At 62.4% G+C, this 11392-nt stretch carries 10 protein-coding genes; 8 read left to right on the top strand and 2 right to left on the bottom strand.

The annotated features are described in order from the left end of the window. The first annotated feature begins 57 nt into the window (after positions 1-57). A complete protein-coding gene (locus AVTE2539_RS21295; RefSeq protein WP_284413698.1) occupies positions 58-1506 on the top strand; it encodes an IS1182 family transposase in 1449 nt (482 codons plus the stop codon). Positions 1507-1782: 276 nt separating this feature from the next. Here the strand turns inward: AVTE2539_RS21295 and AVTE2539_RS21290 are convergent, their stop codons facing one another. Next, positions 1783-2682: a LysR substrate-binding domain-containing protein gene (locus AVTE2539_RS21290; protein WP_284413695.1), complete on the bottom strand. Its 900-nt coding sequence runs from the start codon at positions 2680-2682 to the stop codon at positions 1783-1785. Between the two features lie 168 nt (positions 2683-2850). On the opposite strand from AVTE2539_RS21290, the gene AVTE2539_RS21285 reads away from it, so the two are divergent. The 5 genes from AVTE2539_RS21285 to AVTE2539_RS21265 are packed head-to-tail and all read left to right on the top strand — an operon-like array spanning position 2851 to position 7121. After that, complete coding sequence (locus tag AVTE2539_RS21285; protein WP_284413694.1) at positions 2851-3834, top strand: tripartite tricarboxylate transporter substrate binding protein; 984 nt, start codon at positions 2851-2853, stop codon at positions 3832-3834. Positions 3835-3864: 30 nt separating this feature from the next. Beyond that, complete coding sequence (locus AVTE2539_RS21280; protein ID WP_284413692.1) at positions 3865-4983, top strand: NAD(P)/FAD-dependent oxidoreductase; 1119 nt, start codon at positions 3865-3867, stop codon at positions 4981-4983. Next, positions 4967-5284: a (2Fe-2S)-binding protein gene (locus tag AVTE2539_RS21275; protein ID WP_284413690.1), complete on the top strand. Its 318-nt coding sequence runs from the start codon at positions 4967-4969 to the stop codon at positions 5282-5284. The genes AVTE2539_RS21280 and AVTE2539_RS21275 overlap by 17 nt, the downstream gene beginning before the upstream one ends. After that, complete coding sequence (locus AVTE2539_RS21270; protein ID WP_284413688.1) at positions 5281-6753, top strand: NAD(P)/FAD-dependent oxidoreductase; 1473 nt, start codon at positions 5281-5283, stop codon at positions 6751-6753. Before AVTE2539_RS21275 ends, AVTE2539_RS21270 begins: the two co-directional genes overlap by 4 nt. After that, positions 6750-7121 carry a RidA family protein gene (locus AVTE2539_RS21265; RefSeq protein WP_284413686.1) on the top strand — a complete coding sequence of 124 codons (372 nt, stop codon included), beginning with the start codon at positions 6750-6752 and terminating at the stop codon, positions 7119-7121. The genes AVTE2539_RS21270 and AVTE2539_RS21265 overlap by 4 nt, the downstream gene beginning before the upstream one ends. A 418-nt stretch (positions 7122-7539) precedes the next feature. Here AVTE2539_RS21265 and AVTE2539_RS21260 read toward each other — a convergent pair whose 3' ends face one another. Continuing rightward, positions 7540-9030, bottom strand: coding sequence for a B12-binding domain-containing radical SAM protein (locus AVTE2539_RS21260; RefSeq protein ID WP_284413684.1), 1491 nt, complete (start codon positions 9028-9030; stop codon positions 7540-7542). Between AVTE2539_RS21260 and tmk the strand changes: the two genes are divergently transcribed. Next, entirely contained in the window at positions 8959-9570 is a 612-nt protein-coding gene (tmk, locus tag AVTE2539_RS21255) for a dTMP kinase (protein ID WP_284413682.1), read from the top strand. The two genes, AVTE2539_RS21260 and tmk, sit on opposite strands and share 72 nt — an antisense overlap. A 92-nt stretch (positions 9571-9662) precedes the next feature. Next, complete coding sequence (locus AVTE2539_RS21250) at positions 9663-11270, top strand: hypothetical protein (protein WP_284413679.1); 1608 nt, start codon at positions 9663-9665, stop codon at positions 11268-11270. Positions 11271-11392 lie beyond the last annotated feature (122 nt).

Below are 11392 nucleotides of genomic sequence, written 5' to 3'. Positions count from 1 at the left end.
CGCGGCCTGCCGCGTGCGCCAGTAAAGTCTGGCGACATATTGAACACAGAGATCAATATGCCCAGATACATCGAGGGTCAGGACCGGCATCAGGTCACGTTGCTGCCGGAGTGCCTGGATGACTTCATTGCACAGGACAACACGGCTCGAATCGTTGATGCCTTCATCAACGAGTTGGACCTGGTGGTCCTGGGGTTCCAAGGTGCAATGCCGGCTGCAACCGGCAGGCCCTCGTACCATCCCGCAGTGCTCCTGAAGCTTTACCTCTACGGCTACCTCAACCGCATCCAGTCCAGTCGCCGGCTGGAGCGTGAGTGCCAGCGCAACGTGGAACTGATGTGGCTGACCGGCCGACTTGCTCCCGACTTCAAGACGATTGCGGACTTCCGGCGCGACAACGGCAAGGGCATCCGCAATGTCTGCCGTCGCTTCGTGATGCTGTGCCGCGAATTGAAGCTGTTCACTGATTCCGTCGTGGCCATCGACGGCAGCAAGTTCAAGGCCGTCAATAACCGGGAGCGCAACTTCACGCCCGGCAAGATCGAGCGCCGAGAACGCGAACTGGAGGAGAGCATCCAGCGTTACCTCGATGCCTTGGAGACGGCAGACCGGACGCAGCCTGTGGAGATGCAGGCCAAGACCGATCGGCTGCAAGGCAAGATCCAGAAGATGCGCCAACGCCTTCAAGGTCTGCAGGTGATCAAGGCTAAGTTGGAGACCATGCCGGATCGTCAAATCTCCCAGACAGATCCTGATGCGCGCGCCATGACCACCTACAGCGCCAAGGGCACGGCCATGGTGGGCTACAACGTGCAAGCTGCGGTAGACACCAAGAACCATCTCATCGTTGCCCACGAGGTCACGAACAATGGCAGTGACCGAGCGCAACTCAGCCCGATGGCCCTGGCGGCACGCGATGCGATGGGCAAACGCCGCTTGAAGGCCATCGCCGACCGTGGCTACTACAGCGGCCCTGGACTCAAGACTTGCGAGGATGCCGGCGTTGCCGCGCTTGTTCCCAAGCCCATGACATCCAATGCCAGATTCGAAGGCCGGTTCGATAAAACCGACTTCATCTATGTCGCTCGCGACGATGAGTACCAATGTCCAGCGGGCCAGCGAGCGATCCGCCGCTTCAGCCGAGAAGAAGCTGGATTGCAGATCAGCATCTACTGGTCCAGCGCCTGCCCCGCCTGCGCCATGAAAGCGCAATGCACAACGAGCCAGTACCGGCGCATCAGGCGATGGGAACACGAGGAGGTCATGGACAGGGTTCAGCAACGGTTGGACCGGATGCCTCACGCCATGACGGTGCGCAAAAGCACCGTCGAGCATGTCTTCGGCACCCTCAAGCACTGGATGGGCTGGACGCACTTCCTGACCCGAGGCATCGAGAACGTGTCCACCGAAATGAGCCTGAGCGTGCTGGCGTACAACTTCAAACGCGTGCTCCGCATTCTGGGCTTCGAAAACACAATGAAGGCAATGCGCCTCTCGGGCGCATAGGAGCCCGAAAGGGTCTTTGTAAGCGGGAATCGGTCGCCCGAGGGCATCTCAAAGACCACTCAGACGAATCGCAGACTCGGCCAATTCGAGTAAACCACTGTGGGTCTCAAGTAGCGCTGCAGCGGGGCAAGTTCTCCGTGCGTTATTACACAGCCTCGCTGCAAAGCCGACCGTGGCAAGGGACCAAGCGAACGTGCCTTCGGGCCCCATGCAGTCATCTGCGAGGAGCAGGCGCGGGCTGATTTCGCTACCGGCTGATCTGCATCACCTCGCCGCTCATTCGGTTCTTCGAATCTCGTCCTTTAAATCCTTGGCGAAGGCCTCGGCCAGAGCGAGCCTGTTACCAGGAAAAGGAAAGATCAGTGCGGACCGCGATGTCATTTCTTCCTTGATAGGGCGCACCACCACGGTCGGCCCGACAAACGACGACGCGGCCCAACGCGACACCAAGGTGATGCCCAGGCCGGCTGCCACCATGCCGCAAGCGATCACCGAATGTGGTGTCTCAAGCACCACCTTCGGGTTGACGCCGGAGCGCGAGAAAAGGTCGTCGATCTGGTAGCGCAGGAAGCTATGCTGCGACAGCAGCACCATGCGCTCGCCGTCCAGGTCCTTCACCGACAGTTGGCGCTTGCCAGCCAGGCGGTGCGTGGAAGGCATCACCGCGACAGAGGTCGAGGGCTCCAGCGGCTCCACAGAAATGGCGGGGCGCGACAAGGGCAGCTCAATGAGGCCCACGTCGAATTGCCGCGTGGCCACTTGGTCGGCCACCTGCCGCGACGGCAGGCTCTGCACATAGACCGACACGTGCGGTCGTGTCGCCAGGAAGCGGCCCAGTGCCAGTGGTAGCAGCGATTGGGACAGAGACGGCAGACAGGCGATGCGCAATGCCCCGGCCCGTGTCTCGCCGATGTCCAGGGCCACCTGGGCGATGCGGTCCAAGCTGCCATAGATGGGCTCGATCTCGCGATAGAGCGCGTCGCCTTCCGGCGTCGCCACCAACCGCCGTCCACGCCGTTCGAAAAGCTTGTAGCCGATCCGCAGTTCCAGCAGGCCGATCGAGCGGCTGACCGCCGGCTGACTCACGTTCATCAGCCTCGCGGCCGCCACCACCGTGCCGGTGCGCATGACGGAATAAAAGGATTCGACTTGTCGGAGGTTCAGGCTCGGCTTCATACATAACATTCAAACATAAGGAGCCTATCTACTTTGAATTGTTATTGATGTCGATCTGTCCAACAATCCGCCATCCCTGCAGGAAAGCAAAGCCAAAAGGCCGCCCCCCAACCCTTATCAGGAATCGATGACGTGAGCACAAGAAATTTGTCGAAAAGGTCTTTGGCCTTGCTTTTGACCCGCCGTGTGGCAGCCGCCGCCGTGTACGGTTTGTTGGCGGTCGCCCCCTCCCTCCAGGCGCAGACGGCAGCCCAGACCTATCCCAACCGGCCGATCCGGCTCATCGTGGGTTTCCCACCAGGTGGCTCTTCGGACGCCACGGCGCGCATGCTAGGCACCGCTCTGAGCGCCAAGCTGGGTCAGCCAGTCGTGGTGGATAACAAGGCGGGCGCAAATACCGTCATCGCCACCCAGTACTTGCGCAGCCAGCCGGCCGACGGCTACACGCTGCTGTCGGTCTCGTCTTCGTTCGCCATCAACCCGGCGCTGCAGAAGCTCAGCTACAACATCGACACCGATTTCGCGCCAGTCGCCTTGCTGGGCATCATTCCGCTGATGCTGGTGACTCCGAACGAGGTATCGGCGAAATCGTTGCCAGAGCTGATCGGGCTTGCGAAGGCCCAGCCCGGCAAACTGCCGTACGCCAGCTACGGCGCTGGCAGCGCGGGCCACATCGCATCCGAACTTCTGCTGTCGATGGCCGGCGCGGAAATGATTCACGTGCCGTACAAGGGCACCGGCCCGGCGCTGGTCGATGTGATGGGCAACCAGGTCACGATGATGATGCCGACCGTGGCCGCATCCAATGCCTTGGTGAAGCAAGGCAAGCTCAGGGCCATCGCCGTGAGCAGCGCCAAGCGCGTGTCGGCGGTGCCCAACATCCCGACCATCGCCGAGTCTGGCCTGCCGGGCTACGAACTGGTGGCCTGGGAAACCATCCAGGCGCCAGCAGGCACGCCGCCCGAGATCGTGAACAAGCTCAACGCCACGATCCGCCAGATCGTCGCAACGCCGGAATTCCGCGACAAGCTGATCGCGCTGGGCATCGAGCCGGACACCGGCAAGACGCCCGCCGAAGTCGGCAAGTTCGTGCAAGCCGAGGCTGCAAAGTTTGCCAAGGTCATCAAGGATCGCGGCATCAAGCCGGAGTGACGGGACTCATCGAACTATGCGGAGACATGCATGAGCAGTAGAAATGAATTCGACACCCTCATCCTGGGCGGGGGTGTCGTCGGCATGTCGATCGGTTTCGGCATGGCCCGGGCCGGCGACTCGGTCTGCGTGCTGGACGGGAGCGATAGCTCCTTCCGGGCCTCGCGAGGCAACTTCGGCTTGGTGTGGGTGCAGAACAAGGGCTTGGGCCGACCCGGCTACGCGCGCTGGACGATGCGGTCTGCGAAGGATTGGCAGGCGCTTGCCGACGACCTGCTATCGCTCACCGGCGTGGACGTCGAACTGCAGCAGCCTGGTGGCCTCGCAATGAGCTTCGACCAGCAAACGCTGGTCGCCCATGCCCGCAAGCTCGACGCCCTCGGGCAGGAGCTGGGCATGGACTATCCGTACCAGGTGCTGGACCACGACCAACTGCGCAAGCTGACCCCGGCGATCGGCCCCGATGTGGTCGGCGCCGTGTACTGCCCACTGGACGGCCACGTCAGCCCGCTGCGCACGCTGCGCGCCCTGGTGCAGGGCTTCTACGCTCGCGGCGGCCGGTTGATCAGCGGCGTGCATGTGGAGAAGATCGAGCATGAGGCCGGCCAGTTCAAGGTGCAGGCGGGTGACCAGACCTACATCGCGGGCCGGGTGGTGCTGGCCGCCGGCTTGGCCAACAAGGAGTTGGCGCCACAGGTGGGTCTTGACGCGCCGGTGCGCCCGGTGCGCGGCCAGATCCTAGTGACCGAGCGCATGCAGCCCTTTCTTTTCCACCCGACGCATTACGTGCGCCAGACCGGCGAGGGCGTGGTGCAGATCGGCGACTCCAAGGAAGAAGTCGGCATGGACGACGGCACCACCCACGGCGAACTGGCGCGCATTGCGGCCCGGGCCACCCGCACCTTCCCGATGCTGGCTGACGCCAATGTGGTCCGCACCTGGGGCGCCCTGCGGGTGATGAGCCCGGACGGCTACCCCATCTATCAACAGTCCACCCAATGTCCCGGCGCGTTCGTGGTGACCTGCCACAGCGGCATCACGCTGGCGCCCGTCCACGCAGGCCCCCTGGTCGACTGGATGCGTGGCGGCGCGGAGCCGACGGAAATCCAGGGATTCAAAGCGGAGCGCTTCGATGTTCAAGCCCATTGACCTACCCGCTGCGGAGCAGCGCAAAAGCATCGTGATCCACGTCGAGGGTCGTGCGATCCAAGCCCGGGGAGGCCAGACCCTGGCCACCGCCTTGCTGGGCGCAGGCGTGGTGCCGTTTCGTCGTACATCGGTTTCCGGTGCACCGCGGGCGCCGCTCTGCCTGATGGGCGTCTGCTTCGACTGTCTCGTCGAAGTGGACGGCTCGCAGAACGTGCAGTCGTGCCTCGTCGAGGTGAAGAACGGCATGCAGGTGCGCCTGCCGACGGGTGCCCGCCGCATTGAAAACGAGGAGACGGCATGAACAGCTTGAGCACCCGCGAAGCGGCGGCAGTCTCCGTTGAGGGCAACGGTTTTACCCACGACCTGGTCATCATCGGTGCCGGCCCGGCGGGCATGTCCGCTGCCATCACCGCCATGGATGCCGGCCTGCGCACCGTCGTGCTCGACGAGCAGCCGCGCGCCGGTGGCCAGATCTACCGTAACGTATCGGTGGCACCGCCCACCGTCGCGGCTCTGCTGGGCCCGGACTACCGCCACGGCGGCGACCTGGTGCGGCGCTTTGTCGCCTCGGGTGTCGAGGTGCACTACGACACCTTGGTCTGGGACATCGACCGCGACCTGACGGTGACGGCGCAGAAGGCCGGCCGATCGTTCGCCCTGCGCGCGCCGCAGCTGCTGGTGGCCAACGGCGCGATCGAACGGCCCTCCCCCATCCCGGGGTGGACCCTGCCCGGCGTGATGAACGCGGGCGCCGCGCAGATCGCGCTGAAGACCGCCGGGCAGGTGCCGTCCGGTGCGGTTGTGCTGGTCGGCAACGGGCCCTTGCTGCTACTGGTGGCCTGTCAGCTTCTGAAGGCGGGTGCGCGGGTCGCGGGCATTGTCGATACCTCCCCCGCATCCAATCGCGCGCGGGCCATGCCACATGCCGCGTCCGCACTGCGTGCGCCGGGCATGCTGGCCAAGGGCCTTCGCATGCTGTGGCAACTGCGGCGCGCGGGCGTGCCGCATTTCAAGCATGCCGAGACGGTCCGCTTCGAGGCCTCGTCCGACCAGTTGCGTGTCGAGACGGTCAGCTTCACCAGCCAGGGCAAGAGCCACCGACTAAAAGCCGATGTGGTCTTGCTGCACCACGGCGTGGTGCCCAACACCCAGATCAGCCGGCTGCTTCGGGTGGACCACGTGTGGAGCGACGCCCAACTGACCTGGCAGCCGGTCATAGACGCCTGGGGAAGTACATCGCTTGCCGGGCTTCGCCTCGCCGGTGACGGCAGCAGCATCGGTGGCGCGCTTGCCGCCGAAGCGCGAGGCGCCATCGCGGCCCTGGGTGCAGTTCTTGCGATGGGCAAGCTCGATGCCGCACAAGTCGACCGCCGAGCCCTTCCGTGGCGCAGACAACTTGCCGCGCAAACCGTCATCCGACCGTTTCTGGATGCGCTGTACCGCCCGCCCGAGTGGCTGGTCGATTGCCCGGATGAAACGCTGGTCTGCCGCTGTGAGGAAGTCACGGCCGGCCGCATCCGCGAAATGGCCAAGCTGGGCTGTGAAGGCCCGAACCAGACCAAATTTTTCAGCCGTTGCGGCATGGGCCCGTGCCAGGGACGCATGTGCGGCATTACGGTGACGCAAGTGCTTGCAAAGGCGCTCGACCGAGCACCCGGCGACGTCGGCGCCTATCGCGTGCGTGCGCCGCTCAAGCCGGTGCGCCTGGGCTCGCTTGCCGCGATGGCTGCACCCGCTGCCGCCTCTCAACAAGCATCGACCAAGAAATGAACATGGACATCCAACGCCGTCACACCAACTCCCGTATCAGCAAGATCGTGACGTATTGCGGACTCGCCTATCTCTGTGGCCAGACCGCCAAGGGCAGCGCTGCCGCCGAGTCCGGCATTGAGGAACAGACTGCGGAAGTGCTGTCTCGCATCGACGACTTGCTTGCGGAGGCAGGCACCGATGCGAGACGCTTGCTCACCGTCACCATCTACCTGCGCGAGATTTCAGATTTCGCAGGAATGAACGCGGTATGGGAGGCATGGCTCGAGGGGAAAAATGCCGCCGCACCTGCGCGCACGACCGTTCAGGCGGCGCTTGCCACCGCCAGCCTGCGGGTGGAGATGACAGTCGTCGCTGCTCTGGCCTGACTACGCGACTTTTCGAAGCAACCCGTTGATGAATTGTCGTTAAAGTCCGCAGAGAAGAATGCTCTGCCGCAGTGCAGCAACCACCTAAAACTGCCTGTCGGCAGACGTCCCAGAAAAAAAGACTGCAAACGTTGAAGCAGACACTCGAGACAGGGCACTCACGGTCCGATGTTGGCCGAGGGTCGTCCATCAACCTCGCGTGACGGACGGCTGCTTCAGACTGAGTGCGGACGGTCAGATTTGCCGCGCGAATGTCTGAGGTCGCTGACACCGGACATCGGCCGTCGTGCGCCGCGAGCGACTTCGCTCGGTACAAGTCGCCCAACTTCAACGAAGACCGCCCGCCCGCACATCCTCGCTCGGAAGAAGAATGCCACCGCTTGGGCTGAAAAACCAGAGTGTTTGCGATCTCATTCAGCTATTGGCGGAAGGGCAGTCTCGACTTGTCGCTTGCGTCGACGTCGCGGTCGAAGTCATGGCGCGTGTAGTCACGAGGGTAGTAGGAAAAGCTCTTAAGGCGGTAGTACGCGTTTGCGTTCATGTAGCGCCGCGACATGTCCAGGCTGGCAAGCTCGGCCGATTCTGCATCCATTTCCCGGCTCAAGTGAACATGGGTGATGCCCGTCTCATCGGTGCTGCGGGAGTCCACAGCGACGCAGCCACTACCCGACCATTCATGCAACAAGATATTGGCAGTCTTGGGAGGGCCGTAGGCCACCACAGGGCCGACTGAAACGCCGGCAATGTGCTCGTTGTGTTCATCGAGGAATGAGCGCGTCTCGGTGAGTGTCTTGGCCGTCTCTCCCGCGTAGAGCAACACATTGACTTTGGCAGCCACTCCGTTTTGTCCGCAAGCCTTAAGGAGCTTGGAAGCTCGATGCAGGTAACGATCAGGGTGTGCCGATTTGCGCATGCTCAGGATCTGAGTGGGAGAGGCGGTCTCGAGCCCTAGGTCCAGGACCTTCATGCCGGCTTCGGCCAGGCAGGCGATAGTCTCTGGCGTCAGCGCATCGACACGGCTCTCTGTGCGCCACTTGATTTCTAGGCCATGTGAGCGCACTGCGCTAACCAGACAAGTGCTCCAGTTCAGATTGGGCGCGAACATCGACGATTGCAGGTACGGGCGAACATCGCTGGTTCCGTACTGCCCCGCGATCATCGCCAAGGCGGCCGCGATCTGCTCGGCTGGCAGCAGCTTCTCGAGGGGGATGTCTCGTTCTTCGCAGAAACTGCACCCCATGCCACACCCTCGCGACGCCTCAATGCTTGGCTGATACCGCTCAAACCCCGAGACCAGTCGATGGTTCAGAACGAACTGCGGCGTCGGTGCGGAGAGCCGGCGCACGATCGGCGTGGCGGTGAGCAAACTCGTTATGACAGGCTCAGCCAGCCCTGGAATAAGCAAGTCCGCTTCAGGAAGCTTTTTGCGAAGCCAGCCAGGATCCGGACCGACAACCCAGCGCCCGCCAACGATGATCTTTGCGCAGGGGTCCGCGAGGCGGACAAGCTTGCAAAACCGTTGCGCCCATCCGAGAGCGTAGAAGCTCGGGATCGACAGCATGACCGGCAGTGAGGACGGCAACGTTCCGTCTTGCACAAGCGCATCGAGCAGTTCGCTGGGCTCGCGATGCTCGCCGTGCACCAGCAAGGTCTTGAATCCCTGATCATTCAGGATCGTTGCAAGCGAGAGAGCGCCATAGTTCAAGTAGAGCTGCCGGCGAGCCAGCATATGATCGCGCTTCTTGGGCGACAGCATGCCTGCGGACACGAACGCCACTGTGTTCGATCGCCTCATTTCGAGCAGCGACCCGCGAACTGCGGCTTTAGAAGGAAAGCAGTGCCGTTTATTAGTTTTGAAGGCATCGACGGAAGCGGAAAGTCTGAGCAGGTTCGGCGGATTGTCAAGCACCTGCGTGATTCAGGTCGGTCCGTACTACAGACCAAGGAGCCAGACGGAGGACATCTAGGTGCGGAGGTGCGAGCGATCTTGACGCGGCCTCAGCGCACGCTGGACCCAACGGAGCAGCTCCTTTTGGTCAGCGCTGCTCGTTACGACCACGTCAAGAATGTCATTCGGCCAGCTCTGGCCGCCGGAGCCTGGGTCGTGTCCGACCGATTCTTGGACTCCACCTCCGCTTTCCAGGTGTCTGTGTCTGAAACGAATCTTCGTCCACTCTTTCAAGCCACCTGCGACATTGTCGTAGGAACCACACTCCCAGATCTAACGCTTATCCTTGACCTGCCGCCGCAAGTGGCTATAAGCCGCCGCAGGCTGCGTGGCGACCAAGAAGATGACCCCGCGGAAAAAACCCGGGATTTTTCAGCGATCCGAAGCGCGTTGCTTGAGATTGCACGCAACGACCCGCGACGGTGCCGCGTCGTGAATGCAGACCAGCCCGTCGATCAAGTCGCTGCCGCAGTACGTCGCATCATTGAGCAGTCGCTGTGACTGCGCCTGCGAAGAGTGCGGCCGCGTGGCGCTGACATCAGTTTAGGCTTTTTGTGCACCAACACACCCGTAGTCTTTTAGTGACGCGCCTGATGGAATCGCTGGCGGTCCTCGCCCCAGGCTCGGTATTCGAGAGGTTCGCCGTCGTCCTGATAGAACAGCTGCACGACATCACGCTGGTGCAGCGCGGATCTTCCGTCACTGGCAGCCCTGTCGGCGGTGCGCTTGATGCCGTTTCGGAAGACGGCCGCGTGGTCGTGGAGGCCTCCATCGTCAAGGGGTATTTTTCGGGGCAGATGGCCAAGCCCTGGGGCGATCTGGAGCACGCGCTTGATCTCGCGCCGAGAGCACAAGATGTCTACCTTCTGAGCTCGCAACGTGCTGAAACGGGGAAAATCGAAGGCATGGTCAACGAAGCGCTCGGGCAAGCGCGGATGTCCGGTAGGCGCCTGCATCTTATGGACAGCCGGGCGATCGCTGAGGCCATCGTCGATACGCTCATGCTTCGGGACGGCGCCATAGACAAGCTGTCGGTCCACCTGCCTGTGTTGTCGGACATTCGGGACGACCACCCCGCATCTCTGACCGCAGCACCATTGAGCGAGAATTATTTGCCAAACACAGCGGTCGACATGGAACTTGACCGGCTGCTGGAGACGAAGAAATGCGTTGAGATCACAGGCATCGGCGGCATCGGCAAATCTCAGGCCGCAGCCGCGTGCCTGGCGCGCGCAGAAGGTCGATTCCACTACCGTTTCTGGGTCAGCGGCAGAGATATCGACGGCATTGAGCGCCTCTCTGCGGTCCCTCTGCGGCGCGGAGGTGCCGAACGAAACGTGAGTGCCTTGCTGCGGCGAGAGCGCACGATGTTGGTCCTCGATGACGCAAACGCCCGGCTTGACCCATGCGGGCTGGCGAACTTGTGCGGCCCCGACTCGCGGGTCGTGATCACGCGGCAGCACTCATCCCCAGGAGCGTTCGCCATGCCGCTGATGGACGAGCATCAGGCCCGCACCTTGCTCACCCACGACGTGGCGAGCCAGCTATCCGACAAAGCCTTCCGCACGATTTGGCGAACAGTCGGAGGTCACCCACTTACCCTGACGATGCTGAACGCCGCGGCACGGGAAGGATCGTCTTGGAACGAGCTTGCGAATGAGTGCGCGCACGTAGCCAAGTTTCAACTGCACGGAGCGCGGCTTGCCGACAGCATCCTAGGAAGGCTCAGGCCGGCGCTTGAGGAGGAGCTGAGCCTCTTTCAATGGGCGGACCAAAGTAACTTAGATCGAGCCTTTTTTGAACACGTCATCGGTTCCCTTCGTATGAGGGCGTTCGAGCGCCATGGCCTCACGGCGCCTGAAGGTAAGGCATCGATTCGAATTCACGACATCGTCTTCACAGCGCTCAAGTCCCTGGACTGGCTAACGACACAGCGATCCAGGGCAATCGACGGTCACCTGGAAGCGTTCATCGTCAAACAGATCCAGGATGACGGGCATGGCCTGCAGCTGATCGCCTCGCAACTGCGAGCCAAGATCCGAAGAAACGTCGAGAACGGTGACCGACGTCCGGCCTACCTTTATGCCTTGGCGATGACGTGGAGCGGCGGTGCAATCCCTGTCCAGTTGCTTCCCGATCCGATTCAGGAAGCCAAGCGACTGAGCGCTCTCAGCGCTCGCGAAAACGAAGTGGCGATCTGAGGTTGCCCTCGAATTCTGGAGTGCATAGCCCCAGCCCGGAGAATGCCGGGACGGGAGTATGAATTGAACGAGAAGCAAACGAGAGCGAAGTACACGCAGGAGTTCAAGCAGGAGGCCGTGCG

The sequence above is a fragment of the Acidovorax sp. SUPP2539 genome (assembly GCF_030158975.1).
In the GTDB taxonomy this organism is placed as follows: domain Bacteria; phylum Pseudomonadota; class Gammaproteobacteria; order Burkholderiales; family Burkholderiaceae_C; genus Paracidovorax.
The sequence above is the reverse complement of the archived record's forward strand: the minus strand, read 5'-3'. Positions and strand labels throughout refer to the sequence as shown.

Excerpts from the sequence above, each read along its gene's own strand:
- AVTE2539_RS21295 (WP_284413698.1), top strand. The coding sequence starts at position 58 with ATGCCCAGATACATCGAGGGTCAGGACCGGCATCAGGTCACGTTGCTG.
- AVTE2539_RS21290 (WP_284413695.1), bottom strand. The coding sequence starts at position 2,682 with ATGAAGCCGAGCCTGAACCTCCGACAAGTCGAATCCTTTTATTCCGTC.
- AVTE2539_RS21280 (WP_284413692.1), top strand. The coding sequence starts at position 3,865 with ATGAGCAGTAGAAATGAATTCGACACCCTCATCCTGGGCGGGGGTGTC.
- AVTE2539_RS21275 (WP_284413690.1), top strand. The coding sequence starts at position 4,967 with ATGTTCAAGCCCATTGACCTACCCGCTGCGGAGCAGCGCAAAAGCATC.
- AVTE2539_RS21270 (WP_284413688.1), top strand. The coding sequence starts at position 5,281 with ATGAACAGCTTGAGCACCCGCGAAGCGGCGGCAGTCTCCGTTGAGGGC.
- AVTE2539_RS21265 (WP_284413686.1), top strand. The coding sequence starts at position 6,750 with ATGAACATGGACATCCAACGCCGTCACACCAACTCCCGTATCAGCAAG.
- AVTE2539_RS21250 (WP_284413679.1), top strand. The coding sequence starts at position 9,663 with ATGGAATCGCTGGCGGTCCTCGCCCCAGGCTCGGTATTCGAGAGGTTC.